The organism is Friedmanniella luteola (genome assembly GCF_900105065.1).
Taxonomy (GTDB): Bacteria; Actinomycetota; Actinomycetes; order Propionibacteriales; family Propionibacteriaceae; genus Microlunatus; species Microlunatus luteolus.
The window spans coordinates 148,585-175,472 of sequence record NZ_LT629749.1 but is presented as its reverse complement, the minus strand read 5'-3'; the positions used below and the strand labels follow the sequence as shown (position 1 = coordinate 175,472).

Below are 26,888 nucleotides of genomic sequence, written 5' to 3'. Positions count from 1 at the left end.
GTGCCTTGGCGACGACGTCGGTCCCGACGTTCACCCTTCGTCCCTCAGCGGCTGGTTGGGCTGCGACCGGCTTCGTCCTGCTCTACCTCCTCAGCGTCGGGACGGCCGGGGGGCAACGGCTGGACGAGGCCGCGATGCAGTGGACGGCGGCCTCCGTCACTGAGGACGGTTGGGCGGAGGCCCTGCTCACCGGAGTCTCTGGCGGCAGCGTGTTGCTGGTCGGCGGCGCCCTCGCCATCGTGACCGCCCTTGCGCGCGGGCTCCGGGCGGGGGCCCTGGGTGCGCTGAGCGGCGCCGTGGTGCTGCTCGCCGCGGAAGTCCTCAAACTCACTCTGGCCCGACCGGACTTCACGGTCCAAGCGCTGGCGAACTCCTTCCCCAGCGGCCACGTCGCGGCCGTGACCGGGCTGGCGCTGGCGCTGCTGCTCGCCGCGCCCGCGGGCCGGTGGCGGTGGGCAGCCCTGCTGGCGGTCACTCCCGCGGTCGCCCTCACCGGTCTCGCCACCATCGCGCTCGAGTGGCATCGCCCCAGCGACGTCCTCGGGTCGGTGCTCTTGGGGGTTGTCATCGGTGCCACCGCCGCCGGCTGGGAATCGCGCACCGTCGGACGGGCACCAGCTGGCCGCTCGTCATCAGCCGACCCCAGGGTGAGCCGATCCGACCAGGCGCGCGAACCCCGCCCTGCCACCCCTACCGCCGACCTGGTCCTCGTCCCTTCCGATGCGCAGCCGGCCCACAGCGGCATCTCATCCAGCACCTAGCACAGCCGATCAGTCTTGATGTCGTCCACACCACCATCCCCCGAAAGGCCTTCACATGAGCACCGAGACCCCGCAGAGTCAGCGACGGGACCGATCCGGACTTCCTGAACTCGGAGCCACCGGCTCCTCACCTGACACGCCGAAGCCGCTGGACCTCGCGGCCACCGCACACAGCACCTCGTTCGCGACTCTCACCCGGCATAGCGGACCTGCCGCGAACATCGTGGACTTCTGCATTCCGTGCAACCCCTACTTCCCCACACCGACGATCTTCGCGCAGCTGGCCGCGGACCTTCCCAAGGTGCTGAAGTACTACCCGAGCGACTCCTCGCTGACCACGAAGAAGCTCGCCTCCATCCTGGGTCTCAACCCGCAGACCGTGGCGATGGCGAACGGCTCCACCGAGCTCATCACCTGGATCGACCACCTGCTCGTGCGCGACAGCCTGGCCATCCCGATCCCCACCTTCGGCCGTTGGACCGATCAGCCCCTGGAGACCGGCAAGCGGGTGGACATGTTCCCTCTTCAGGAGGAGGACGGCTTCGCACTAGACCTGGACGAGTACGCGCAGTTCATCCGGCGGCGCGGCTCCCGGGTGGCCGTCGTCTGCAACCCCAACAATCCCGATGGCGGTTACCTGCACAAGGAGGAGGTCGTGCGGTTCCTCGACGAGCTCGCGGACCTGGACCTCATCGTCGTCGACGAGTCCTTCATCGACTTCGTCGACGTCGAGCCAGAAGGCTCCGTAGCAGCTGAGGCGGCGATCCGACCGAACGTGATCGTGCTCAAGAGCTTGGGCAAGAACTTCGGTCTGCACGGCATCCGCTTCGGCTACATGGTTGCGAACCCCGCGCTGACCGCGACGGTCGCCCGCGCCTTGCCCAGGTGGAACGTGAATGCGCTGGCCGAGACGGTGGTGCACATGGTCGAGGACCACTGGGACGACTACGAGCACAGCCTCCGGCTCCTCGGTCGCGACCGTGACCAGATGCGCAGCCAGCTTGAGAGCATTCGGGGGCTCACTGTGTACCCGTCGACGGCGAACTTCGTCATGGTGAAGGTGCCGACAGGGTGGAGCGGGACGGGCCTGCGCGACCACCTGATGACCCATCACGGCGTGTTCGTCCGCGAGTGCGGCAACAAGCTCGGCATGACCAGCGACTTCCTGCGCCTGGTCGTCCGCCCCGCCGACGACGTCGCCCGACTCATCGCTGGACTGCAGGACTACCAGCACTCCCAGCGCACAGCGAGGGCCGCATGAAGGCCCTCTGAGCGCAGCCGGGCGCGCAGCGTCCGGTTGAGCCTCGGCTCAGCGGAGGAGCCGACCCCGGGCGGTCAGCCCTTCCGCAGGTCCTGCAGGCCCAGCAGCCGGTCCATGACGCGGAAGCGGTAGGCGGCGCCCAGGGCCAGGAACCAGAGCAGGAGGAGGGGCAAGGCGATCTCGTAGATGATCCCGACGGGTTGGGTGAGCCCGAAGTAGTTGCGGAGAGCGGGCACCACCAGCGCGGTGACCAGTCCCGCCAGCAGCACGGCGACGAGCACCACCGGCCGCTTGTCGGGGCTGGTCGTGGTCCAGGCGGCGAACAAGCGGGCGGGCGGTTCGAGGAAGAGGATGAGGAGGATGGAGGCCAGTGACACGAAGGTCGACAGGCCGGTCTGGGCTCCGAGGGCGGCCGCCGTCTGGACGAAGTCGGCGTCGACGCCGTAGGTGAGGCCGGTGTACGCCTCGAACTCGGCGACCATCCTGTCCCGGATGTCCGGGTCGTCGAAGCCGGCGGTCACGCTGGTGTAGAGGAAGGTGTAGACGGCGACGGCGAACCCCGCCGTGACCACGGCGGCGGGCAAGACGAAGCGGGCCAGGTTGAGCAGTAGGTGAGGGTCGGGCGCCCTGGGCCGGGCCCAGGCGGTCAGGAAGAGGGTCGGCAGGCCAACGGTGAACAGCGTGAGCCCGGTCTGGGCCGGTGAGTAGGGGAAGCCCAGCCCGAGCATGGTGACCGTGACGATGATCAGCGCCTGGGTGGCCACCCGGGTGAGGAACACCTGCGCCGAGATGGCGATGCCAGCGACGATGCGACGGCCCTCCCGGCGGGCAGGGAGCAGCGCGGCGAGGGAGTCCTCGAGCAGGATGACGTCGGCGACGTCCCGCGCGACGGAGCTGCCGCTCCGCATCGCCACCCCGACCTGAGCGGCTTTCAACGCGTGAGCGTCGTTGACCCCGTCGCCCACCATGGCCACGTAGTGGCCCTGCCGGCGCAGGGAGGTGACGATGCGCTCCTTCTGGTCGGGGGCGACCCGGCCGAAGACGGTGCTCCTCGCCACGACCGCGTCGAGCTCGGCGTCAGTGAGCTCACCCAGGTGCGCGGCGTGCACCGGCTCGGTGACCGCCAGGCTGGCACGGGTGGCGAGGGCGGCGACGGTGTCGGGGTCGTCACCGGAGAGCACCAACAACCCGATGCCCTCCTGCTGCAGCCGGGCGATCGTCTCGGGCACGTCGGGACGCAGCTCGTCGGCCAGAGCCACCACGGCTAGCGGCACCAGCGTGGGCAGCACGGGATGTCCGTCCTGGTCGCGCAGACCAGCGTCGTCGGCTGCGCGGGCGAAGACGAGCACCCGCAGCCCCTGAGCAGTACGCCGCTGCACCTCACCGGTCAGGTCAGGACCCTGGAGGGAGGCGGCGAGAGCCTCCGGCGCACCGAGGACCCACACCGCTGTGTCGGTACGGACAGCGCTCCACCGCAGCGAAGAGCTGAACGGCACCTCCTCCATAACCTGACAGGGCTTCCCGGGCAGGTGCGCGGCCAGCGCCGTGCTAGTGAGGTTCGCCGCGGCGGTGCTGCGCGCCATCGAGCCCAACGCCGCACTGACCAGGTCGGCGTCCTGCCCGCCGACAGGCACGACCTCGGCGACGGTGAGCCGTCCGGTGGTCAGGGTGCCGGTCTTGTCGGTGCACAGGACGTCGACGTTGCTCACCGACTCGACGGCGTTCACCCGTTGCACGAGTGCGCCGCGTCGGGACGAGGTGACCGCACCCGCTGTGTAGGCGAGCACGATCAGGAAGAACAACCCGTAGGGCACCAGACCGGACAGCACCGCGGCGCTCTGCACGACCCGCACCAGGGTGACGCCCTCCAATTCGGCCTGCAGCAAGATGGCGCCGCTCATCAAGACCACGACGACCATGACCAAGCGGACGCAGAAAGCAACCTGCCGTTGCAGTGGGGTCGTGTCAGTGACGGTCCTACGGGCCTCGGCTGTCAGACGGCTCGCGTAGCTGGCGGCCCCCACGTCGCGAGCCAGCTGGAGCCCCTCTCCACCTACGCTGTGACTGCCCGAGAGCAGGTCCTCACCGACGGCCCGAAGCTGCGCCACCGACTCCCCCGTCAGCAGGGACTCGTCGACCTCGACGGCACCCTCGAGGACCGGCCCGTCCACGACCAACTGGTCGCCGGGACGCACCCGGACGACGTCACCGCGCACGATGCTCTCCGGCAGAACCTCGGTGTCCCGGCCGTCGCGGACCACCACCACTGCGGTGCGACCCAGCAGCTGCAGCCGGTCGAGCTGACGCTTGGCGCGGATCTCCTGCACGGCGCTGATCACCGCGTTCAACAGTCCGATCGCCACGCTGATGAAGGCGTCGCTGTATCGGCCGAGCGCAAGCAACGCCGCCCCGATGGTGAACAGGATGCTGTTGTAGAGGTTGAAGACGTTGGACCGCAGGATCCGCGCACAACTTCGGGAGGAAGCGCTGACCGCCCTATTGCCCTCACCCCGGCGACGGCGCTCCTCCACCTCCCGGCTGGACAACCCTGAGACTCTCGGCGAGGCATCGGTCGAGACGGAGGACGGCTCTGACGCAGGCCTGATCACGGAGCCCATTCTGAGGTGCCACCACGTACTTCGAGGGTTGAACGCGGTGCCGACATCGCGTTCTCACCGACCTCTCCAGCGCCGGCGGGCAGGCACCCGACCAGTCTCTACCGCGAAAGATGAGGCCGTGGTGGGCCCCCTGCGGTCATCGGTGACTCTTGGACGATTGATGTGACAGGGCTGTCGGTGAGCACTTCCGCGTCGCGACGGTGGAGGTCGTCGAGGTGTTGCTTGACGGTGATGGCGATCGCGGCCAGCCAGAGTGCAGCGACGACCGGTAGGACGATGACGCCGAGCTCGTCAGCGGCAGTGGCGACGGGGTTGTCGACGCCGAGGCGTGCGCCGAGCCATCCGAGCGCGGCGACGCCGGTCGCGAGGGCCGCAACCACCCGGAGCTGACAGTAGCGGTTGGCGTGGGCCAGCAGGATCAGCGGCGGGAGGACGAGGGCGACGACGATCAGCTGCATGGCTTCGATGCCGAGGTTGAAGCCGAGGAGCGCGGTGGCGAGCCGGCCGCCGTTGAGGTCGAGCTCGCGTAGCGCCTCGGAGAACGCGAGCCCGTGGACGAGTCCGAACCCGGCGGCGACGAGGGCCTCTCGGCCGGGGAAGACTGGTCGGATCGCGTGCACCGCGGCGACGAGGATGCTGAGGGCGATGAGGGCTTCGACGAGCTGTTGCGGGACGGGGACGCCGAGGGCGCCGAGGGCGAGGGTGGCGGAGTGGCCGAGGGTGAATGCAAGGGTGATGCCGGCGAAGCGCCGGACGGCTGCCCGCGGTCCGACGGCGCCGGCCCACCGTCTGCCGGTGGCGAGCAGCGGGGCCGGGAGCAGCAGCGTGAGCAGGAACAGCTGGTGGTCGGTGCCCTCGGCGATGTGGTGCATCCCGAGGCTGACCATGCTGGAGAAGCCTGCCGTGCCGCTGCCGCCGGTGAGCCCGACGTGCAGGGCCTGGACGTCGCCGGTGACGGTGTCGCGGTGGATGGTGCCCAGCTGGTAGGCGCTGGTGAGGTCGGGGGCCGTCCAGTCGGAGCGGACGGTCACGATCACGACGTGGGTGGCGACCTTGTCGACGATGGCGGTGAAGGCGACGTCGAAGGAGCGTTCGTCCGTGCTGGCGGGAGGGGTCAGGGTGAGCGTGGTCTCGAGCTGCCGGTAGATGCCGGTCGTCTGCTGGTCACCGGCCTCGGACACGGTCAGCGCGCCGACCGTCATCGTCCACGGGGTGCCGTCGTCGCTGATCAGGGTGATGCGGTCCTGCAGGTAGGTGCGGATGCTGCTCGCCTCGGCGTCGATGTCGGCCTGGGATCCCTCGCCGAGGTCGACCCCGACAGCGGCCTCGACGTCGGTCACCGGGATGGCGAGGGCGGCGTCGATGACGCCGTCGCGGACGTCGAGCTGCAGCGTGGAGGTGGGCACGACGTGGGCCGAGGCAGCCGGTGCCGCCACCGCGAGGAGCGCGGCGGCGCACGCGAGCGCGAGCGCCAGCAGGACGGTCCGGACCAGCGCCGGGGACCGGCTCCTCACGGAGCCGGTCCCGACGCAACCCCGGACGAGGGTCGCGGTGTGCATCAGCTCTTCGTGCCGCCGTAGTCGGTGGTGCGGTCGCGCCACACCGAGTGCGGGTGGTTGCCCGAGAGCACGATGCCGTGCTGCATGGAGAACTCGATCCACACCGACGGGCCGTCGACGCGGACGTAGTCGTTCTGCTCCGTCAGGGCAGTGGTGCCGGAGTAGGCGAGGTAGGTGTCGTCCAGCTCGCTCTGGTACCTGGCCAGGATCGTCTTGGCGTCGGCGTCGGCGATGTCGTTGACGTAGGTGGCGATCGCGGCGAGGACGAGCTTCTTCTGGTCGGCGGTGAGGGTGGAGACCTGGACGCCGTCCTTGGTGGTGGGGAACGCCCAGTCCTGGCCGGGACCGAGCACGAGGTCGGTGAAGGTGTCGGAGAGCTTCGCGCTGGTCTGCTGGTCGGTGGACAGGCTGGCGAGCAGGGCCTGGAAGGCGGCCTCCTTCACTTTCAGCGGGGCGGGGTAGCTGGTGCCGTCCTGCTCGAAGTCGGTGTTCGGCTCGACCCCGCGGAAGGCCGGGGTGGCGCCGGCCAGCTTCCCGTCGGTGTAGGTGTTGGCGACGGCGAGGTGGTGGCCGCCGAACTGGAACTCCCAGGTGCCGGTGTCCTGCGGGCTGCCCAGCAGAGCCACGTAGAACTGGCCGCGCCCGTAGGTGTCCCCGCCGCCGTTGGCGCCCAGGTAGTCGTCCGCGGCGAGCTGCCACTCAATTTCCTCGTAGCCAAGCCCGGCCGTGGTACCGGTGGCGGCCTTCAGCAGTGGGGTGAACGCGGCCAGCTGCTCCGCGTTCAAGTCGGCCAGGGCGATGCCGACCCGGGACCCGCTGCCACCGCCGGCCCCACCGCCGGGCGCACCGGAGCCGTCACCACCGGGCTCGCCGCTCGGCATGCCCGACGGCTGCCCGGAGGCTCCCGAGGGGCGCCCGCCGGCTCCAGCGCCGCCGCCCATGCCGCCGGCCAGCAGCCCCTGCGGCAGGTTCGACCAGCGCTTGGCGCTGTCCAGGGTGTAGTCCAGCAGCACCGTCGGCTTCTGGTCGTCGGTCAACGTCTGGTAGAAGGCCTGCGCAAGGGCGGCCACACTGCCGGCGGCGGCCACGCCGTCGGCCGTCGCTGTCGTGGAGGACGACGGGGTGGCGGAGGTCGAGGTGGTCGGCGAGCTCGACGTGGTCGAGGTGCTCCCGCAGCCGGCGATGACGGCGGCAGCCACGGGAACCGCTCCCAGGAGCCACCGCCGCGAGACGGGACGGGGGCTGGAGCTCGGTGATGTGTTCATGGGAAGAAGCCAACCAAGGTCGGACAGCCGCGAGCGGTGAGCCCGCTGTGCGTCTCCTGTGAAGCGCAGCGGCTAGAGAGTCGCGGTTGACCCAGCTGTCGACAGCGAACACGGCCTAGACCTAGAGGTGGTCACTTACCGCGCATCGCGCTGCGATCTCGTGGTGCTGGCTGCGTTGGGCAGGAGCCCGGTCGTCGGGCGCGTCGGGGCATGACTGTCGGCACCCATCGAGGCATCCCACAGCTGCGGCTGTGGTGCATCAGCGTCCTTACACCGGCGAAGGGGAGGAGCGACTCCTCCGGCAGCACGGAGTGGGTCACAGAGCCACGGTGTTGACGTGCAGATGCATGGGTGCGACTGCCGGACCACAGCGTCAGCAAGATCCGCGCTTCAGACGTCCCTGCCCGTAGGCAGCTGTCACGGGGCGGTTGGACGGTCAGCAGGTGCCATCCTGTTGACTCGCCAGCCGGGCACTGCCCAGGCGATGGTCGCCGCGAGAGCGAGGCTGGCGACCACGACGAGCGGATGAGCCACGAGCGCGTCCGGGAGAGGTGCGAGCGGATTCGTCCTCAGCAGGGTCGTGCGTTCAGCCAGCCAGGCCGCGGCGAGGAGGACGCCGGAGCCGGCCTGGACCGTTCTCGCCGCAGGGTAGACCGAGGTGCGGCTGAGCACCATCAGCGACGGCATGACCAGAGTCACGACGAGCAGCTGCGTGAGCTCGATGCCGAGATTGAAGCCGAGCAGCTCGGTGACGAGGGAGCCGCGGCCGAGGCCGAGCTGGCCGAGGAGGGTGGCGAAGGCCAGGCCGTGCATCAGTCCGAAGCCAGCGGCGATCCAGGTGTCCCCGCCCCGGACGATCGGCTTGATGGCATGCAGACCTGCGACCAGGATCGAGACGGCGATCATGCTCTCGACCACGCGCGTGGGGGCGTGGACGTAGCCGAGAGCGGCCAGGGCGAGGGTGATCGAATGGCCGACCGCGAAGGCAGTGACGACGTGGACGACACGCCAGCTGCTGCGGCGCAGGTTCTCGGTGCGTTCCCACCGGCCTCGGCGGGCCAGCAGAGGAGCGGGAAGCAGCAACATCAGGACGAACAGCAGGTGGTCCGCGCCCTCGGTGATGTGGTGCGCGCCCAACCGCACCGCGGGCAGGAAGCCTTGATCGGCGGTCGCTCCCGCCGCAGGCACGGTGAGGTCCTGGGACTCCCAGTCGATCAGCCCGACAGCGGTGTAGGCCTGGGTGCTCGCTGGACGCGCCGACACGAAGACGCGGTGCGAGACGAGTCGGGTCACGATGGCGTCGTAGCTCAGGCGGAAGTTCGCCACCACGCCATCCGGCGGTCGCAGTGTCAGGTCGTAGACGAGGTGGTCGACGCCGTCGAGGGTCTGCACCCGCCCGTTGGCAACGGCAACGTCCCAAGGCTCTCCGTCGGTGGTTCCCGTAGCCGCTGTGTGCTCGGCCACGTACCGGCGGAACTCCTCGATCTTGCTGGGTTGGACGGCGATCTCCGTGGTGAGACCGGGTTGGTCCACGGCGATGGCGAGCCGGTCGATGGGCAGCTGGACCTGGCCGATGACCTCGTGGGACCCGACGTCGAGCAGCACTGCAGTGCTGCTCAGCGGGTGTGCACTCGCGGGTCCGGGCATCAGCAGGATCGAGGTGCACGCCATCAGCAGGCAGGCGATCAGGCCTGCAGCCCGGCCCCCCCACGGTGTGGGGAGGCCGCGGCGGCGGCGTTGTGCGGTGAGGATGGGCGCCTCAGCTCGTCGCGGGCTTGGTGCTGCCGTAATCGTTGGTCTTGTCGCGGTAGACGGTGTGGAAGTGGATGTCGGGGGTGCTCCGGCTACGGGTGTTGATGAACTCGATCCACACGCTCGGGCCGTCGATGCGGATGTAGCTGCTCTCGTCGGTCGGTCCGGTGTTGTTGGACCAGCCGATCGTGGTCTGGTCCAGCTCGGCCTCGTACTTGGCCAACAGCTTGGTGCTGGCGTCGGTAGCGAGATCCCCGGCGTAGGCCTCGACCGCCGTCATCACCGCCGCCTTCTGGTCAGCGTCCAGCTCTGAGACCGAGAGCCCCTCGGCGGTGGGGAAGTTGCCGGAGTCCTGACCGGGGCCCATCAAGAGGTCGTCGAAGGTGCCGGAGGTGATCTCAGCGGCCGTGCGCTGGTCGGCCGTCAGGGCGGACATGATGCCGAACATGCTGGTCGACTCCGCCTTCACCGGCTCGACGGTCGTGCCGTCGACCTCGAACGAGACTGGTTCAGAACCCACGAACTGCGGCGTCTGGCTGACCTTGTCGCCGTTGTAGGTCAAGGTGCGCGCCAGGTGGTGACCGCCGAACTGGATCATGAACGGGCTGGTCTCCGACGGCGTCCCGTAGACGGCGACGTAGTAGTCCTTGAGGGCTCCGAAGCCGTCGGCGCCCTGACCGCCGAGACTGTTCAGGTAGTCGTCCGCCTTCTGGATGTCGGCATCCTGGGTGGCTCCGGCCTCGCTGAGCGCCACCTCCAGGACTGCGTAGACCGCCTGGAGCTGGTCGGCGGTGAGGGCCGACAGTTCCACCCCCGGCCGCGCCACCGTGGTCGCGGGGAAGTTCGACCAGGTCTGGCGTGACTTGTTGTCGGTGAAGTCGTACTCGGCGATGTCCTTCGTCGGGTCGTCGAGGGTGGCGAGGAACGCGTTGGTCGCCTCGACCACGGCGGCGGTGTTCGCCCCGCCTGGGCTGGCGCCATCGGTGTTGAGGTTGACTGCGGTGACTTCACCCATGCCGCCGCCAGGACCGCCTCCGCTGGGCGGCCCGCCAGTCTGGGGGGCGGTCGAGGACGACGGCGCTGCGGAAGAGGTCGAGCCGGCGGTGTCGGAGCTGCAGCCGGCGACGGTCAGGACCGTTGCCGTCAGCAGACCGGCCGTGAGGGAGAGCGTCTTGTTCATCGAGGACTCCTGAGTTGAGAGAGGTGAGGTTCGGGCGCGCGGGGTGGCCGAGTGATTCGGGTGCTGAAGGGGGTGCGCGGGTCCGCGGCGCGCGGGTCGCGGCGTCGAGGTGGCTCAGAAGGCGAACCTCTCTTCGTGCAGCCGCTCGGGCGGAAGCCCCGCCTCCAAGACGGCTGCGCGGACCGCGTCGGCCATGCGCAGTGACCCGCAGAGGTAGACGTCGCGGTCAGTGAGGTCGGGTATTTCAGCCAGCAGACCGCCAGCGGTCAGGCAGTCGGGGTCGATGCCGAGCAGGTACCGCACTCGGGCCCCGCGGTCGCGGGCGATGGCTTCGAGCTCGCCTCTGAACGGCACATCGTCGAGGGTGCGGGCCCGGTAGAGGAGCGTGAGGTCCTGCCCGGCCGCCAGGGGCAGGGTCTCAAACAGGGCCCGCATCGGGGTGATGCCGACGCCACCGGCGATCAAGAGGACGTGACGTTGGGTTCGGCGAGCCGCTGTCATCGCCCCGTAGGGGCCCTCGGCCACCACCCAGGTGCCGACGGCGACGCTCTGCAGCTGGGCGCTGCCAGTGCCGAGGGCTTTCACGGTGAGCCGGAGCCGGTCCTTGGTCGGGGGGGCCGAGAGGGAGAAGGGGTGGGCGGTGAGCCAGGTGTCCGGGGTGAGGAACCGCCACCGGAAGAACTGGCCAGCCTCGGCCTGCAGCTCGTCCAGGTGCTCACCTTCGACCTCGATGCTGACCACGCCATGCCCTTCGGCGACAACAGACCTGACCCGGAGGCGGTGACGGGCTGCCTGCTGCAGCGGAGCCAGTACCCGGTATCGCAGCAGCAGCGCGAACACGAACGTGTAGAGCAGCGACCAGCCGACCTGCATGACGCGGTGCCCGGCCAGGTCGGGTCCGGCGAGCTGGTGCAGGAACGTCAGCGCGACCGCGAGGTAGGTGATCAGGTGCAGGCTGTGCCAGCTCTCGTAGGAGAGCCGACGGCGGGCCGCGCGGATGGACCCGGCCGCCACGCTGAGCAGCAGCAGGGTCCCCAGGCTGGTTGCGACCAGCCCTGGCAGTCCCAGCACCTGGCCGAGGGCGACGAGCGCGTTCTCCTGACGCGACTGCTGCCAGGCCAGCACCGCGGCCCAGGCATGCACGAGGACCAGGCCGACGACCACCCGTCCGCCCTTGCCGTGCCAGCGGGCGAGGACGTCGGCCCCGACACCCCGTTCCAGCGCGGGCGCGCGGGACATCAGCGCGAGCAGCACGACGACGCCAAAGCCGGCCAACATGCCGGCCACGTGGGCCAGCAGAGGGGCGAGCTGGAGCGGCTGTGGAGCCTGGAGTGCGAGGGCCAGGGGCCAGACGGCGACCGCGCCGGCCCCCAGCTGGATCGCCAGCAGGACCTGCCGCGGGCGTAGCCGCTTTCGGCTGGGTCCCGGTACGGGGGTGTAGAGCCGAGGCTCGACGTCGTCGGGCACGTCGGATGCGGGCGCCTGCCGGTAGGACTGCGGTTCGATGCTGGGGGAGGTCATCGGCGCCGACCCTGCTGGTCGAACGCGTCCAGGCGTCCGAACTGACCGTCTCCGCGACCTCGACCAGCCGGCGGCAGAGGATCGGCCGGGCCGGCGGTATCGGCTGGAGCATCGGCCTGACCGATCAGGGCGGGGCTCGAGACCGCCGGGACAGGAGGCGCCACCGGTGAGACGGCTGGTGCGCCCAACCCGAACCAGAGCCCCAGCACGGTGGCGGCCAGGGTGAGCACCACGTTCTGCCTGCGGCTGGTCGGACGGCGCACGGCCCGGCGCGTGGCGGCACCCACAGCTGCGGCGACCGAGTGGAAGCCGTCCGCCCGGGCCTCCGCCGAGGGCCGCCGCTCCTGGATGACCGTCATGCGACGTCTCGGCGGGACTGCGCAGGGGTGGCTGGGCTGCCGACGAACCCGCAGAGCAGGCGTTGGTCGACCAGACCGCCGGCGGCGCGGCCGGCACGGGGGCAGCTGACGTTCATGGGGACCTCCTGATGGGAGCCACAGTGTTCGAGCCCTTCGGTAGGCGCAGTGCGGCGAGTCGGAGCGGCTCAGCGGCCTGGACGGCGCTTCTTGCGGGGCTGGCGCGGTGCGGTGGTGTCGCTGCCCGGAGTCCAGTTGAGGGTGCTGGACCGCTCCATGAACTCGTCGGTGCTGATGTCCCCACGAGCGAAGCGGTCGGCGAGGATCTGCTTGGCCGCGTCTTCTGGTGAGCGGCGGGTGGCGAAGGTGGGCAAGGTGAGCTTGCCCTGGCGCCACAGGTAGAAGGCGGCCAGTCCGGCGAGCAGGACCAGCAGGAGGAAGAAGCTGCCCAGGAACGGCAGGACGGAGAAGCCTCCGTCGAAGCCGTGGTGGCCGTGCACCTCGAGCGGCAGGAGGGGAGGGGTCATGAGACGGGACCTTTCGGTGTGTGGGGTGGGTGGTCGGGATGGGTCGAAGACCGGGTCATCGGGCGGGGATTCGTCCGTCGAGAACCGTCGTGGTGGCGTCGGGCCAGACCACCAGCGCGGTCCGGCCTCGTCCTTGCAGCCACTCAGCGGCCCGCGGTCCGTGGGCGTACGCGGCGGTCGCGTCGATGTCAGCCCAGGTGAGCGAGCGGTCGATCACCGTGACGGAGGCGACCCCGGAGGCGGGGCGGCCGGTGCGGGCGTCCAGAAGGTGCTGGCCGCGATGGCGAGCGCCGGAGGTGGCGACAGCACCGGAACGGACAGGGACGACGGCGACCAAGGAGGTGGGGTCGAGCGGATGCTCGATGCCCACCCGCCAAGCCGGCCGGCCCGGGTCGGTGACCCGGCAGACCATGTCGCCGCCGGCGGACAGGCAGAAGTCGGTGTCCTCGAGCCCGGCGAGGTGGCGTGCGGCGCGTTCCACCGCCCAGCCCTTGACCACGCCGCTCGGATCGAGCCTTGGCCGTCCGTTGCTGTCGGGCAGGGTGATCGAGAAGGCCCCGCCCGACTGATCCTCGGCATCGCTGCCGAGCACCAGCACCTCGGTGACCTCGGCAGGGCACTGTTGGAGAGTGAGCTCGCCACGGTCGAGTCGGCTGATCATCGAGTCGGGCCGGTAGGTGCTGAACACCCGGTCGACGTCGCGCAGCTCCTCGACGACTGCCTGCCACGCGGCTTCTCCGTCAGGGGTCGTGCTGTGGTGGCCGCGGAGCGCAACGCTGACCGGCATCCCCATCACCTGCTCGACACGGCGGTGCGAACCGAGGCCCGCCACACCGACGACGGCGCTCACAGCCCGGCCTCGTCGAGAGCGGCCTGGAGCGACTGCACGTAGCCGGTGCTGGTCACCGTCGCTCCACTGACCATGTCGATGTCCGCGCTCTGGGCCGTCAGGGTGTCCTGCACCAGGACCGGCAGCGCGTAGTCGTTGATCTCGGCGTCCTTGGGGTTGCCGCTCGGCTGCTGCAGCACCGTGACCTCGGTGATCTTCCCGGCGGTGACGATGATCTGGACCTGCACCGGGCCCCAGCGGGTCGAGGCGACCGATCCGTCGTAGGTCGTGGGGGCGGCGGAGCTGCTGCTCGAGCTGGTCGAGGGCGAGGAGCTGCTCGGGCTGGTCGAGGGCGAGGAGCTGCTCGGGCTGGTCGAGGGCGAGCTCGCCGACGGGCTCGTGGTGGCCGGGCTGCTCGCGCTGCTCGGCGCCGTCGCGGCCGAGATGTCGTTGGTCGAGGTGTGGTAGCCGAACAGCAGCACCACGATGGTGATGGTCGAGGCCAACCACAGGACGATGCGTCTCATCAGGGTCACCAGCCAAAGCTCTCGGTGTGGATGCGGTCGGCGGGGACGCCGGCCGCGAGGACGAGGCGTTCCACGCCTTCGGTCCAGGCCGTCGGTCCGCACAGGAAAACGTCACGCTCGGCTAGATCCGGGATCCAGGACTGGAGGGCGCGGAGCTCGTCCCGGCCTGCAGTCGGACCGAGGACGGACCCGGGGGCCGCTCGCGGGCCGGGTAGGGCGAGCACCTGCAGGCCGCGCTCGTGGGCGAGAGCGCTGAGCTCGGGGGCGAACAGCGGCTGGCCGGTGTAGCGGTGCAGCAGGACCGCTTCGCCCGGCGCGTAGTCGAGGCCTTCAGCCAGACCGCGCAGCGGTGTGATGCCGACACCTGCACCGGCGAGCAGCACCTTCCGCTGCGTGCGAGTGCGGCTGCTGAGGCGCCCGTACGGGCCCTCGAACAGCACCCGGGTTCCAGGCTGCAGGTGCGCCAAGCGAGCGCTCCCCTCCCCCAGCGCCTTGGCGGTGATCCGCAGGCTGCGGCCGTCCGGGGCCGCTGACAGTGAGAACGGGTTGCCCCGGGTCCAGCCCGGCGAGGTGAGGAAGCGGACGGTCAGGAACTGCCCGGCCCGGACCGGCAGCCGGTCGAGCCGGCGCCCGGTCAGGTGCACGGAGACGACGTCGGAGGACTCGCGCACCACCCGGGCGACCCGCAGCTCGAATCGCAGGCTGCGCATGAGGGGCAGGCCGAGGCGCCACACGAGCACGGCGCCTGCTGCCGCACCCCACAGGGTCCACCAGTAGGCGGTGCGGCCGAGCGAGGAGAGGAATTCCTGCCCGGTCCAGAGCTGGTGCGGCAGGGCCAGGCCGACGCCCAGGTAGGCGTAGAGGTGGATCAGGTGCCACGACTCGTACCGCAACTTCCGCCGCGCCGCTTTGATGCTGGTCACCACGACCACGACCAGGCAGACCGTGCCGGCAGCCGACAGCAGCACGCCGCCGTAGTTGGTCAGCAGATCCCAGGTGGTGCCGGGCACCGCCGTCCACCGGCCGGATGCGTAGCCACCGATGATGAGCACGATGTGGGCGATCATCAGGTCGAAGGAGAGGAACCCGATCACCCGGTGGATCCGCGCCAACCGGTCACGGCCGAAAGCGTTCTCCAGCGGCGGCAGTCGCGACATCAGCAGCACCTGCACGAGCAGCAGATCACTCGACCACAAACCGGTCAGCCGGCCGACCGAGGTGAGACCGCTCTCCCAGCCCGTCAGGTCGGTGACCCCGCCGTCGCGATCCCACCAGTAGGTGACGAGCAGGAGTCCTGCCCAGAGCGCGACTGAGAAGACCAGCCGGACCGCGCTGTCACCTCGAGCCTCAGCGTCCAGGCGGGTGTCCCGCGTGTGCATCGGTACCGCCGGTGGCGCGGCGAGCACGGCGGTCATCGGGCCACCACCAACGGGCCGGCCTGGTGGGTCGGCCCGCCGGTAGCCAAGATGTGGTGGGCGGTCATGGCAGCAACCCTGTCCGGGCCGGTGCTGCTCACACATCCGCTCGGATGATGATCCTCGGCTACGCCCACTGACGTACGGCCACTACGTCAGCGAGCGGACGCACGGCGGGGGTCCAGCCGCCTAGGGTTGTGGGAGCGCGCCCGGCCCACCCTCCGCAACCCTCAGGAAGACGACACTGATGCCCACCCTCCACCTGCCTCGCGTCGTGGAGGACGCAGCGTTGGGGTTGGCGGTCGGATTCCTCTCATTGACCACCATCCACCTGCCCGACTTCGACAACCGGCGCGACCTGCGGACAGGCCGGGGCAGTGACGGTCCTGGGGACGGAGGACCCGGTCGTGGTGGCGGCTTCCCTGACACCATCGACTGGCTCCAGTTCTTGGCCACGCTCGGGTTGGTCGGCGCCCTGGCCCTCCGCCGTACCGCCCCCCGCGTCGCCTACGTCGGCGTCCTGGCGACCATGGCGATGTTCCTGCTGGCGGGCGGGCCGTACGCCCTGGTGCTGCTGGGGCCCGCACTCGCCGTGCACACGCTGATGACCCGCTACCCGCCCCGCCAGCTCCTGCTGCTCCTGCTGGCCGTGCCGGTCGCCCTCTCCGCCGGCTTCTGGACCCGGCCCTACGCCGGTCTGGACGACCCCGGCCTCTACCTCGCGGTGGTGCTCGGCACTGCCGGCATCCTGCTGCCCGGGCTGATCGGCCTCGTCCTCACCACCCGGCGCGACGCCCGACGCCGCGACGCCGTCGCCGAGCGCCGTCGCCACGCCGACGAGGAACGGCTGCAGATCGCCCGGGAAGTGCACGACGTGGTCGGGCACTCCCTCGCGGTGATCAACATGCAGGCTGGCGTCGCCCTGCACCTGCTGGAGAAGCGCCCCGACCAGTTGCGTCCGTCACTGGAAGCCATCAGGGGCACGAGCAAGCAGGCCCTCGCCGAGCTGGGCAGCGCCCTGGCGACCCTGCGCGGTGACGCACTGGCCGACATCCCGACGGGGACCGTTGCCGTCGAGCCACCGACCGGTTCGGCCGGCCTCGCCGGGCTGGACAACCTCGTTGCTGCACTTCGGGCCGCCGGCCGGACGGTCTACTACACCCGCCCGGCCACCGACCAGCTGCAGCTGCTGCCGGTCGCCGTCCAGCACGCCGCACTGCGGATCGCTCAGGAGGGGCTGACGAACGTCGTTCGACACGCCACCCCCGACGCGGCGATCACCGTGTCCATCACCAGCGAGGATTCTCTGCTGGTCGTGGAGGTCCTCGACGACGGCCGGCCGGGCCGGAGCACCCCTGTCGAGGGCAGCGGCATCGCCGGGATGCGCGCTCGGGCCCGAGCCGTCGGCGGCAGCGTCGTCGTCGGCCCGCTGCCCGAGCGCGGCTTCCGGATCCGCGCCGAGCTACCCGCGGCCAAGCGCCCCGATACGCCGACGCCTGCTGAGCCCGCCGAGCCGGCGGCACGCCCGTGAGCATCACCGTCGGTCTGGCTGATGACCAGCAGCTGATCCGGCTGGGACTGCGGACCCTGTTGGAGTCCGAGGACGACCTGCAGCTGGCCTGGGAGGCCGAGAACGGCCAGCAGGCCCTCGAACTCACCCGACGCTGTCCACCCGACGTCATCCTGATGGACATCCGGATGCCCGTCCTGGACGGCATCAGCGCCCTTCGGCAGATCGCGGCCGACCCCACCCTGGCGGCCGTCCGGGTCGTCGTGCTCACCACCTTTGAGTCCGACGAGCACGTCTTCGCCGCCCTGCGGGCCGGGGCCGCCGGGTTCCTCATCAAGGACGCCGAACCCGCTGACCTGATCCGAGCTGTTCGCCTCGCCGCCGCCGGAGAGTCGCTGCTCTCCCCCACCGTCACCCGCCGGGTCATCGACAGCCTCCGCGCCCGGCCCGGCCCACAGTCAACCGGCACCAACCCGGGCCTGGTCGAGCTCACGGACCGCGAACGCGAGATCCTCGCCCTGATCGGCCAAGGGCTGAACAACGACGAGATCGGCCGACGCCTCTACATCAGCCCCGCCACCGCCCGCACCCACGTCAGCCGCGCCATGACCAAGCTCGGCGCCCGCGACCGCGCACAGCTGGTCGTCATCGCCTACCAGTCCGGTCTCGTGACCTGATCCTCGTCGGGCAGAGGCAACTGGTTGAGGGTGCGGCCCACCTTCTGGGCCGCGACTCCTGGGGCGTCCTCTGCCTCATGGAAACGGACCTGAGACCGGGCGCTGTCGTACTAGCCGACGACGCGCACCGAGCGGCCCACTACCAGATCTACGTCCGTCACCTGATGAGTACGCCTCGCGCGTCAGACCGACGTGGCCCTGGGGATCTCGTGCCGCGCCCGTCAGGGAGCAAGTCGATAGCGGCTCGGGACTTCTGCACCGTGGTGACGATGGTGACGAGGCGCCGAGCGGAACTCATGATGGTCCTCGCACGCGATGACTGCTTCACCAAGCGACGCCGGCCCAACGTCAGCGCCGGTGATCGGGGCGCTCGATCCAGCTCCGGCAACCCGACCAGGGCAGGAAACTGCTCAGCTTGCGGCTGTCGACCTCTCCTGAGCGACGAGATCCCCGGTCAGGCGCCGCACCTCGTCCATGATGGCGATCGTGGCGATGCTGGTCGCCAGCGGGCGAAGTGGCGACTCGGTCTCTCCGCCAGCGATGCGTCGAGCGACTTCAGCGGCCTGGTAGTGGAGCCCGCCGAGATGAGCACTTCGCGGCTCCTCGTACCGCAGGCTGCGGTCCCGGTCGACGGTGGTCAGCGTGAATCCTCCGGGCTGGTAGAACGGCCCGTCGATGGTGATACCGGCGGTGGTGCCCACGAGGGAGGCACTGGTCGGTGTGTTGCCGAGGATGCTCGTGTGGAGGACCGCCTGCCGATCGCCGTAGCTCAGGACCATCGCGGTCTGGCCCGCGACCCCGCAGTCGAGCCTCGAGCCGCGGGCCACGATCTGGTCGGGGCTGTGCCCCAGGACCGTGACCACCAGGCTCACGAGGTAGGTCCCCAGGTCGTGCATGGGCCCGCCCGCCAGCTCCGGTCGGAAGATCCGGTGACCCGGCGGGAACCATTCACCGAAGTCGGCGACCACCGCCATGATGTCGCCGAGAGCGCCGGAGTCGAGCACCTGCTGCAGGACGTCGTACTTGGGCAGAAACGTCGTCCAGTGCGCCTCCATGCAGAAGAGGCGCCTGGCGGCTGCAGCTTCGGCGATCGTCCGGGCCTCCTCCGCGTTCAACGCGAGAGGCTTCTCGACGACCGTGTGTCTTCCGGCCTCGAGGGCCAGCAAGGCACAGTCGAGGTGCGTGTTGTGGGGCGTCGCGACATAGACGACGTCGATAGCAGGGTCGGCGACGAGGGCGTCGTAGCTCGGATGCGCTCGCTCGATCCCGAACCGCCCGGCGAACCGTTCCGCCGTGCCGGTGCTGCGCGAACCCACGGCCACGACTCGCTGGCTGGAGTGGGTCTGCAGCGACGCCACGAACCTCTCGGCGATCCAACCGGTTCCCATGACCCCCCATCGCAGAGGAGGTGCGGCGCCCGCGTCCGGTGTGCGCGCCGCCGGCAGCGACTCCGGGAAGCGAGGCGCGGTGTGGGTCGTCATGACGTCCTACAGGCAGCTGGAGAGGTAGGTGTAGGTGCGACGAGCGACGGGCAGCGGTCGGTCCGGGCTGCACGGGTACATGTCCTGCTCGACGATGGCGAATAGGTCCTGGGGCAGGTTCTTCGCTACCTGCAGCACCTCAGCGAGGTCGGGCACCCCCGAGGGCGGCTCCACCATGATGTCCATCCGGACCGTCTGGGAGAACGAGATGTCCTCGGCGTGAGCCCGGGCGGCGAGCTCGGCGTTGACCTGCTTGAGGTGGAGGTAGCCGATCCGGTCCGGGTACTTGCCCATCAGCTCGACGGAGTTCCCGCCGAAGTAGGCGATGTGGCCGGTGTCCAGGCAGAGGTTCACGTACCTCGGGTCGGTCGACTCGAGGAACCGCTCCACATCGGCCTGGTAGCCGACGTGGCTGTCCGCGTGCGAGTGGAACTGGGAGTGGACGCCGTACTCCTCGAGCATCCGTCGCCCCAGCTCGTCGTGACCCTGGGTCAGCGCCGTCCACTGCTCGGCGGTCAGCAGGCGTGACTCCTTCTCGTTCCCTGTCAGGTCATCGCGCCACAGATCGGGGATCACCACCAGGTGCTCCGCCCCCATGGCCGCCGTGAGCGAGGCGATCGGGGCGACCTGCTCCCACACGTCGTCGACCGTGCCGGGGTGCTGCAGTCGCGCGAACGTCGTCCCCCCCGACACCCTCAGCTGCCGCGAGTCGAGCTCGTGCCGCAACTGGGCGGGGTCGGTGGGCAGGTAGCCGAAGGCACCGATCTCGATCCACTCGTAGCCCGCCTGCACGACCTCGTCGAGGAACCGTTCGGCCGGGGTCTGCTGCGGATCGCTCGCGAACCAGATCCCCCACGAGTCCGGGGCAGTACCGATGACGACGTCGTTCGCCACAGAGGCTCTCCTTGGTTGAGCTGGGCGGATGGGTGGGTCCGCAGGCGGCGGTCACCGCCCTGCGCACGCTACTGCTCAGCGGACAGAGTGTCTATCTGGCGGTTTTTGTCCCAGACTTGTCCCGTAGGCTGCCTCGGTGTCTGCAGCCCGGTCGCGAGTCGGAGACACCTGATGCAAGCCTGCGTTGCCGCTCCCCATGATCTGACGAAGGACTCCACCTCTGATGAGACTCGGACTGATCGGTCTTGGCCGGATCGGCGCCTTCCATGCCGCCACCCTCACGAGCTTGGACACGGTGGACTCCCTCGTCGTCCACGACCAGGACCCCGCGGTCGTCAACTCCGTCGTCGAGCGTCACGCCTCGGTCGAGACAGCGCGGACGGTGGAGGCGCTGCTCGCGTCCGGCGTCGACGGCGTGGTGATCGCTGCTGCGACCGGAGCGCACCCGGAGCTCATCCTGGCCTCGTTGGCTGCGGGTCTGCCCACCTTCTGCGAGAAGCCGGTGTCGAAGGACATGGCCGCCGGTGCGGAGATCCTGCGGCAGACCCTGATCCGGGACGTGCCGGTGCAGATCGGATATCCGCGCCGATTCGACCGGGCCTTCGTCGAGGCCCGCCGGGCCGTGACTGCCGGCGAGCTCGGCTTCATCCACACAGTGCGGTCGACAACTTTGGACCCTGCCCCCCCTTCGGACGCCTACGTCGAGACCTCGGGCGGCATCTTCAGGGACTGCAGCGTCCACGACTTCGACGCAGTCCGCTTCGTCACCGGCCAGGAGGTCGTCGATGTGCTCGCCGTCGGCTCGAACCAGGGCTCCGCCGTCTTCGCGCGGAACGACGACGTGGACACCGCCGCGACGATCCTCACGCTGGGGTCAGGGACGCTGGCCGTGGTCTCGAACTCCCGCTACAACGGCCGCGGCCACGACGTGCGGTTCGAGGTGCACGGCTCGCGCGACAGCGTCGCTGCAGGCATCGAGCCGGGGTGGCCGATCCGCTCGACCGAGCCTGGTGCGACATTCCCCGGGGGCACCCCCCACGTCTTCTTCATGGACAGGTTCGCCGATGCGTTCCGCCGGGAGCTCAACGCCTTCACCGAGGTCGTCGCCGGCACGATCCCGAGCCCGTGCACCGTCGCCGAGGCCGTCGAGGTCGGTTGGATCGCCGAGGCCGCCACCCTGTCGCTGCACCAACGCCAGCCGATCCGGCTCGATGACCTCCGGGACCGGAAGACGGGCAGGGGCCTCGCCGCGGACTGAACGGGATGAGCCGTCCCGGCTCAGCCTCGAGGACTCAGGACGGAGGTCGGCTGGACGGCGATCTTCAGCGCTGCTCCTCTGCGGGCCGCGTCGACGGCCCCTCGGGCGTCGTCCAGGCCGAAGACCCCGATGGGCAGCCGGGACAGATCGAGCTGACCGGTGTCGATGAAGTTCACGGCTGCGGTCAGGTCGTCCGGTGTGTAGACCCGGGACCCGAGCACCGCTTGCTCCGCGAAGGTGATGGCGTGGAGGTCCAGGGGGGTAGGGTCCGGGTAGAGCGCTACCAGGACGATCGACCCGTGTTCGCGGACGAGGGCGGAGAGTTCGGCACTGAGCGGAGGGTAGGCGGCGCAGTCGAACAGGACGTCGCTCATGACCCCGTCAGTGAGGCTGGCGACCTCGTCGAGGAGAGGACGAGCCGGATCGAGGGTCTCGAACCCCAGGTCCTCGGCCAAGCCGCGGCGGTGTGCGTGCGGCTCACTGACCAGGACCCGCCCTCCTCTGCTCGACGCCACCAGCCCCGTCAGGATGCCGATCGGTCCAGCGCCGATGACGAGAACGGTCGCGCCGGCGACGGTTCCCACCCTCTCCACGGCATGGATGGCCACGGCGAGCGGCTCAGCGAGAACCGCCTCCGTCAACGGGACCTGCTGACTGAGAGGAACCAGGCTGGCAGCTGGGGCGACGGCCAGCTCGGCCAGACCACCGTCCATGTCGATCCCGATCAGCCGCAGCTGGCGGCAGGTGTGCGGCGCCCCGTGACGACAGGGCCAGCACTCACCGCACGGGAGAGTCGGCCGTAGGGCTACCCGGGACCCGGGCGCGAGGTTCGACTCGCGTGGATCTACCACGGTGGCCACGACCTCGTGGCCCAGCACGAGCGGCGCCCTCGCTCGACCGTGGTGGCCGGCGTCGATCGACAGATCTGTGCCGCACAGGCCGACGAGCTCAGGCTGGAGCAGCACCCAGCCCGGTGGGCACGCCGGGGAGGGCCGCTGCTCGAGCCGGAAGTCGTCTGGCCCGTGCCACACCGAAGCCCACATCATGTTCTCCTCACGCTGCTGGAACGCCAACGAACGCTCTCGTCGAGTACCTCGTTGCACGAGCGCTGCTGACGCCGGGCTACCGGTTCTCCTTGACCACCACCACCGGCATGTCCGCATCCAGGATGATCGTCTGCGTCACACTGCCCAGCAAGAACTTGCCGACCGGGGAGCGCCGCCGAGCGCCGATCACCAGGAGCTCGGCTCTCGCTTCGTCGGCGAAGGCGAGGACCGTGTTCGCGATGTCCTCGTTGCCACCGGCAGCCAGCTCGACCCGCCAGGGCACCTCTTGCAGGCCGCAGTCCGCGAGCACCTTCGCCACCTCGTCGGCGAGGCCGGCCCGGTGCGCCTCGGCGAGGTCCAGGTCGACGGACTCGACGACGTGGATGACCGCGAGGTCGGTCGCGCGCAGCTGGGCCTCGCGTGCGGCCTCGCGCAGGGCGACACGACCGATCGGCGAGGACGCTTGATGGGCGAGTGCGACAGTCATGGTTGGTCTCCTTGATCTCGTGCTCCAGCACGGGCGAGCGCTCGGTGATCACGTCGCCGGCCTGGTCGACCGGGCGAATCGTGCAGGTGGTGTTGTCGGACCGCGTCAGGGCCGCAGGCGGGTCAGCCTTCGGCCCCCGACGCCGCGCGGTCAGTCGTAAGGACCGATGACGACCTGGTCCCAGTCGATGACGGAACCGGTGACGACGCCGCTGCGATCGGAGATGAGGAAGACCACGAAGTCGGCGATCTCGTCCACCTGGCCCAGCTTCCCCATCGGGAGCTTGAGCGCCGCATCGGCGAGCCAGCCGTCATCGGCGTCGTGGAACTGGCGTTGGATCGCGTCCTCGCCCTCGGTCTGCGTCCAGCCGATGTTCAGACCGTTGATGCGGACCTTGTCCCAGCGGTGCGCGAACGCTGCGTTGCGCGTGAGACCCACCAGACCGGCCTTGGCTGCGGAGTAGGGGCTCAGGTAGGGCTGGCCGCCGTGCGCCGCCATCGAGATGATGTTGACGATGGTGCCTGGTGCGCCCCGGCTGACCATGTCCGACACGGCAGCCTGCATGGTGAAGAAGGGCGCCCGCAGGTTCACGGCGATGTGCTGGTCGAAGAGGCCGGGTGAGGTGTCCAAGAGGGTGCCGCGCGTCGTCAGCCCCGCTGAGTTGACGAGGCAGTCGACACGCCCGAAGTGGCTCACCACTCGTTGTACCGAGATGATCGCCTGTTCCGGGTCAGCGAGATCCGCCTGGACGAAGAAGGCGACATCTGACCCCAGCTCGTCGACGAGTCGATCACCGGTGCCGGGCCGGCGACCCGTGAAGGCGACTCGTGCGCCTTCACGGACCGCGGCCCTGACGATGCCGGCTCCAACTCCCTGGGTGCCGCCGCTCACGAGCAGCACCTTGTTCTGGAGGAGAGTCATCGCCGTCGCAACCCTTCCATCTTCTCGTTCTCGACCGTCAGCGCTGGAGCTCGTGGGAGAGCTCGGTCAGCTCGTCGCCGCCAGCCATCTGGCGGGTGAGCTCGTCAAGGGTCACCTCAGAGCGCTTCTTGTCCAGTACGGCCTGGCCCAGCTTCAGGATGATGAAGTGGTTTCCGACCAGGAACGCGTGGTGCGGGTTGTGGGTGATGAAGACCACCCCGAGCCCGGCGTCGCGCGCTGCTGCGGTGTACTTCAGCACCACTCCCGACTGCTTGACGCCGAGCGCGGCCGTGGGCTCGTCGAGGATGAGCACCCGGGCTCCGAAGTAGACCGCCCGGGCGATGGCGACGCACTGCCGCTGACCGCCGGACAGCTCGCCGATGGGCTGGTCAATGTTCTTCACGACGATGCCCATCTTGCGCAGCTCCTCGTCGGCAATGCGCTTCATGTCCTTGGTCTTCAACCCCGACAGCGGGAATCTGCTGCCCGTCATCTCCGAGCCGAGGAAGAAGTTGCGCCAGACCTCCATCAGACTCACCACGGCCAGGTCCTGGTAGACGGTGGCAATGCCGTGGGCCAGAGCCTCGCGCGGTGAGGAGAACGAGACGGGCTGCCCGTCGACGAGCACCTGGCCCTCATTGTGAGGGTGCAGACCGGCGATGATCTTGATCAGGGTCGACTTGCCGGCGCCGTTGTCGCCGAGGACACACGAGACCTCGCCCGCATTGACCGTCAGGTTGATGCCCTTGAGGGCTCGGATGGCGCCATAGGTCTTGCCCACGTCGACCATCTGCACCAGGGGCTCACCCTTGTGCAGGTTCGGGTCGGCATGCTCGTGCAGGGTGTCGGTCATCGTTAGCCCACCTTCCGGGCGGTCGAGAGCTTCTTGACGTACAGGTTGACCAGAACGGCTAGCAGCAGCATGACGCCGAGGAAGGCGCGGAACCAGTTGGGATCCCAGCCGGCATAGACGATTCCGAGACTCGTCATGCCGAAGATGAAGGAGCCGATCGCGACACCGATGGTGTTGCCGTAGCCACCGGTCATCAGCGTCCCGCCCACCACTGCGGCGATGATGTAGAGGAACTCGTTGCCCACGCCAAGCCCCGCCTGCAGGACGTTGAAGTTGTACAGCAGGTGCATGCCGGTGAACCAGCCCAGGAAGGACACGGTCATGAACAGGCCGATCTTGACTCGGGTCACCGGGACACCGACGGCCCGGGCGCTGGCTGCGTTGCCGCCGACCGCGTAGATCCAGTTGCCGATCCGGGTGCGCTGCAGGACGTAGGCCGCCGCCGCCGCGAAGATGAGCCACCAGATCACGGTGATGTTCAGCGCCACCGGGCCGATCTGGAAGACGTGGGCGAAGATGAAGTTCAGCGACGCGTAGCCGTCCATCTGGTTGGGATTGGGGCCGGACACCGAGCCGGTGACAAGCTTCGTGACCCCGAGGTTGGCGCCCTGCAGGACGAAGAAACTGCCGAGCGTGATCAAGAAGCTCGGGATTCCGGTTCGCATCACCATGTACCCGTTGAAGAAGCCGATGGCCAGGCAGAAGACGAGGCTGAGGATCGCACCGACCCACAGGTTGATCCCGAGCTGGAAGCAGAACATGGCGTTGAACAGGCCAGCGGTCGTCGTGATGACTCCGGCTGACAGGTCGAACTCGCCACCGATCATCAGCAGGCCGACCGCAACGGCGACGATGCCGATGACGGAGGACGCGTACAGCACGGTGAACAACGAGGACGGCGACCGGAACGAAGGCGCGACAACGAGGAAGAAGACGAAGATGACGATGGCTGCGACCAGCGCCCCGACCTCGGGGCGCGCGAGCAGCCGGTTGGACAGGCCCAGGGTGACGCGGTTCGACGCCTCTGCTGGTGCACCCGCCGGGGCGGTTCTAACAGTTTGACTCATACTCAGCTCCGAGGTGAGGGGTGGCCCGGTGACCAGGCTCCTACGTCCTGGCCACCGGACCCCGATGGCTAGCGGGTGTTCTGGTTGATGTACGGCAGGATCGCGTCGACATTGGTCTTGTCGACGAACGTCGGCCCGGTCAGCGAAGCCTTGCCGCCACCGAGCAGGTTGCCGTTCTGCTTGTAGAGGTAGAGCTGGGTGACGGCCAGGTAGCCCTGCAGGTAGGGCTGCTGGTCGATGCAGAACTGGATCTTCCCGGACTGCACGGCCTCCGCTGCTTCCTTGTTCAGGTCGAAGGTTCCGAGCTTGGCCGAGCTCTTCGCGGCGTCCATCGCCTTCAGGCCGTCCAACCCCTGGGCCGCACCGAGGGTGATGATCCAGTTGATGTCCTTGTCCTGGGCCAGCTTGGCCTGGATCGCCGACGTGACCGCCGCGTCGTCGGCCCCGTTGACCTGGATGTTCTCGGTGTTCGGGAAGGCGTCCTTCACACCGGCACAGCGGTCCTCCAGGGCTACCGAACCGGTCTGCTGGATGGTGCAGAGGATCTTGGTGGCGCCGTCCGCCTTGGCCTTCGCGCCGGCCTGTTGCCCCGCCAGCCTCTCGTCGGACGAGAAGTGGGCGATCGAGCCGGCCTGCTGATAGAAATCGGTGCCCGAGTTGAACGAGTCGACGGGGATGCCAGCGTCCACGGCCTTCTTGACGGTCGGGATCAGCGCGTCCGGCGTCACCAGGGTGGTGGCAATGCCGTCGACCTTGGCGTCGATCGCGCCCTGGATCAGGACAGCCTGCTTGGTGGCATCCGGGTCGGACGAGTACTTCAGGGTGGAGCCCGTGTCCTTGGCTGCCTGGTTCGCGCCGGCTTTGATGCGGTCCCAGAAGGTGTCACCGGGCGTCTCGTGCGTGATCATCGCGAAGGTGTATCCGCTGTTCCCGCCACCTCCGCCGCCCGACGAGTCGCTGGAGGGCGGCGCGCCGCCCCCACTGCAGGCGGACAGTCCCACCAGCACGGTCGCGGATACCGCGATCACCGCAGCGCGTGTCTTGACCATCTTCATTGATCGACCTTCCTCTCGGTTACTGCCAGGTTCACGGGGGGTGCCCGCCTCGTGCGGGTTGTGCTGCA

25 protein-coding genes are annotated in these 26,888 nt (G+C 69.4%); 6 read left to right on the top strand and 19 right to left on the bottom strand.

Features of this window, described 5'->3' with window-relative positions:
• Positions 1-5 precede the first annotated feature (5 nt).
• Together BLT72_RS00860 and BLT72_RS00855 are read left to right on the top strand one after the other, a co-directional pair.
• The gene (locus BLT72_RS00860; protein ID WP_157720212.1) at positions 6-761 is read left to right on the top strand and encodes a phosphatase PAP2 family protein; all 756 of its coding nucleotides are present in this window, start codon (positions 6-8) and stop codon (positions 759-761) included.
• A gap of 55 nt (positions 762-816) precedes the next feature.
• On the top strand, positions 817-2,022 hold the full coding sequence (locus tag BLT72_RS00855; RefSeq protein ID WP_091408810.1) for a pyridoxal phosphate-dependent aminotransferase: 1,206 nt from the start codon (positions 817-819) through the stop codon (positions 2,020-2,022).
• 74 nt (positions 2,023-2,096) lie between these two features.
• On the opposite strand, the gene BLT72_RS00850 is transcribed toward BLT72_RS00855, so the two are convergent.
• The 10 genes from BLT72_RS00850 to BLT72_RS22905 form a co-directional block, all read right to left on the bottom strand.
• On the bottom strand, positions 2,097-4,568 hold the full coding sequence (locus BLT72_RS00850; protein WP_197677146.1) for an HAD-IC family P-type ATPase: 2,472 nt from the start codon (positions 4,566-4,568) through the stop codon (positions 2,097-2,099).
• Between the two features lie 170 nt (positions 4,569-4,738).
• Positions 4,739-6,154, bottom strand: coding sequence for a HupE/UreJ family protein (locus BLT72_RS00845; protein WP_157720211.1), 1,416 nt, complete (start codon positions 6,152-6,154; stop codon positions 4,739-4,741).
• Between the two features lie 44 nt (positions 6,155-6,198).
• Positions 6,199-7,398: a DUF3500 domain-containing protein gene (locus tag BLT72_RS00840; protein ID WP_197677145.1), complete on the bottom strand. Its 1,200-nt coding sequence runs from the start codon at positions 7,396-7,398 to the stop codon at positions 6,199-6,201.
• A 483-nt stretch (positions 7,399-7,881) separates the two neighbouring features.
• Positions 7,882-9,069 carry a HupE/UreJ family protein gene (locus BLT72_RS00830; RefSeq protein ID WP_197677144.1) on the bottom strand — a complete coding sequence of 396 codons (1,188 nt, stop codon included), beginning with the start codon at positions 9,067-9,069 and terminating at the stop codon, positions 7,882-7,884.
• Positions 9,070-9,223: 154 nt separating this feature from the next.
• Complete coding sequence (locus tag BLT72_RS00825) at positions 9,224-10,231, bottom strand: DUF3500 domain-containing protein (RefSeq protein ID WP_091408792.1); 1,008 nt, start codon at positions 10,229-10,231, stop codon at positions 9,224-9,226.
• Positions 10,232-10,510: 279 nt separating this feature from the next.
• Positions 10,511-11,917: a ferredoxin reductase family protein gene (locus BLT72_RS00820; RefSeq protein WP_091408789.1), complete on the bottom strand. Its 1,407-nt coding sequence runs from the start codon at positions 11,915-11,917 to the stop codon at positions 10,511-10,513.
• On the bottom strand, positions 11,914-12,276 hold the full coding sequence (locus BLT72_RS22010; RefSeq protein ID WP_157720210.1) for a hypothetical protein: 363 nt from the start codon (positions 12,274-12,276) through the stop codon (positions 11,914-11,916). The genes BLT72_RS00820 and BLT72_RS22010 overlap by 4 nt, the downstream gene beginning before the upstream one ends.
• 185 nt (positions 12,277-12,461) lie before the next feature.
• Positions 12,462-12,800, bottom strand: a complete 339-nt coding sequence (locus BLT72_RS22620; protein WP_091408786.1) for an SHOCT domain-containing protein — start codon at positions 12,798-12,800, stop codon at positions 12,462-12,464.
• A gap of 55 nt (positions 12,801-12,855) precedes the next feature.
• Entirely contained in the window at positions 12,856-13,650 is a 795-nt protein-coding gene (locus BLT72_RS00810) for an FAD:protein FMN transferase (protein WP_231930254.1), read from the bottom strand.
• Entirely contained in the window at positions 13,647-13,877 is a 231-nt protein-coding gene (locus BLT72_RS22905; RefSeq protein WP_231930253.1) for an FMN-binding protein, read from the bottom strand. Before BLT72_RS22905 ends, BLT72_RS00810 begins: the two co-directional genes overlap by 4 nt.
• A 40-nt stretch (positions 13,878-13,917) precedes the next feature.
• Between BLT72_RS22905 and BLT72_RS22900 the strand changes: the two genes are divergently transcribed.
• The gene (locus BLT72_RS22900; protein ID WP_231930252.1) at positions 13,918-14,097 is read left to right on the top strand and encodes a hypothetical protein; all 180 of its coding nucleotides are present in this window, start codon (positions 13,918-13,920) and stop codon (positions 14,095-14,097) included.
• Positions 14,098-14,161: 64 nt separating this feature from the next.
• Here BLT72_RS22900 and BLT72_RS00800 read toward each other — a convergent pair whose 3' ends face one another.
• Positions 14,162-15,571 carry a ferredoxin reductase family protein gene (locus tag BLT72_RS00800; protein ID WP_091408783.1) on the bottom strand — a complete coding sequence of 470 codons (1,410 nt, stop codon included), beginning with the start codon at positions 15,569-15,571 and terminating at the stop codon, positions 14,162-14,164.
• A 316-nt stretch (positions 15,572-15,887) separates the two neighbouring features.
• Between BLT72_RS00800 and BLT72_RS00795 the strand changes: the two genes are divergently transcribed.
• Positions 15,888-17,102, top strand: coding sequence for a sensor histidine kinase (locus BLT72_RS00795; RefSeq protein WP_157720209.1), 1,215 nt, complete (start codon positions 15,888-15,890; stop codon positions 17,100-17,102).
• A complete protein-coding gene (locus BLT72_RS00790; RefSeq protein ID WP_091408777.1) occupies positions 17,099-17,758 on the top strand; it encodes a response regulator in 660 nt (219 codons plus the stop codon). The genes BLT72_RS00795 and BLT72_RS00790 overlap by 4 nt, the downstream gene beginning before the upstream one ends.
• 410 nt (positions 17,759-18,168) lie before the next feature.
• Here the strand turns inward: BLT72_RS00790 and BLT72_RS00785 are convergent, their stop codons facing one another.
• Both BLT72_RS00785 and BLT72_RS00780 read right to left on the bottom strand, forming a co-directional pair.
• Positions 18,169-19,239: a Gfo/Idh/MocA family protein gene (locus tag BLT72_RS00785; protein ID WP_091408775.1), complete on the bottom strand. Its 1,071-nt coding sequence runs from the start codon at positions 19,237-19,239 to the stop codon at positions 18,169-18,171.
• A 6-nt stretch (positions 19,240-19,245) separates the two neighbouring features.
• Positions 19,246-20,133: a sugar phosphate isomerase/epimerase family protein gene (locus tag BLT72_RS00780; RefSeq protein ID WP_091408773.1), complete on the bottom strand. Its 888-nt coding sequence runs from the start codon at positions 20,131-20,133 to the stop codon at positions 19,246-19,248.
• A gap of 223 nt (positions 20,134-20,356) precedes the next feature.
• Here BLT72_RS00780 and BLT72_RS00775 point away from each other — a divergent pair, with 223 nt between their 5' ends.
• Complete coding sequence (locus BLT72_RS00775) at positions 20,357-21,391, top strand: Gfo/Idh/MocA family protein (protein ID WP_091408770.1); 1,035 nt, start codon at positions 20,357-20,359, stop codon at positions 21,389-21,391.
• Positions 21,392-21,411: 20 nt separating this feature from the next.
• On the opposite strand, the gene BLT72_RS00770 is transcribed toward BLT72_RS00775, so the two are convergent.
• The 6 genes from BLT72_RS00770 to BLT72_RS00745 all read right to left on the bottom strand — a co-directional run bounded on the left by BLT72_RS00770 (position 21,412) and on the right by BLT72_RS00745 (position 26,820).
• Positions 21,412-22,464, bottom strand: a complete 1,053-nt coding sequence (locus BLT72_RS00770) for a zinc-dependent alcohol dehydrogenase (RefSeq protein WP_172826002.1) — start codon at positions 22,462-22,464, stop codon at positions 21,412-21,414.
• A 49-nt stretch (positions 22,465-22,513) separates the two neighbouring features.
• Positions 22,514-22,924: a universal stress protein gene (locus BLT72_RS00765; protein WP_091408763.1), complete on the bottom strand. Its 411-nt coding sequence runs from the start codon at positions 22,922-22,924 to the stop codon at positions 22,514-22,516.
• Positions 22,925-23,074: 150 nt separating this feature from the next.
• Complete coding sequence (locus BLT72_RS00760) at positions 23,075-23,845, bottom strand: SDR family oxidoreductase (protein ID WP_091408760.1); 771 nt, start codon at positions 23,843-23,845, stop codon at positions 23,075-23,077.
• Between the two features lie 37 nt (positions 23,846-23,882).
• The gene (locus BLT72_RS00755; protein ID WP_091408756.1) at positions 23,883-24,698 is read right to left on the bottom strand and encodes an ATP-binding cassette domain-containing protein; all 816 of its coding nucleotides are present in this window, start codon (positions 24,696-24,698) and stop codon (positions 23,883-23,885) included.
• A gap of 2 nt (positions 24,699-24,700) precedes the next feature.
• A complete protein-coding gene (locus tag BLT72_RS00750; RefSeq protein ID WP_091408753.1) occupies positions 24,701-25,765 on the bottom strand; it encodes an ABC transporter permease in 1,065 nt (354 codons plus the stop codon).
• 68 nt (positions 25,766-25,833) lie between these two features.
• Positions 25,834-26,820, bottom strand: a complete 987-nt coding sequence (locus tag BLT72_RS00745; protein ID WP_231930251.1) for a substrate-binding domain-containing protein — start codon at positions 26,818-26,820, stop codon at positions 25,834-25,836.
• Positions 26,821-26,888: the final 68 nt, after the last annotated feature.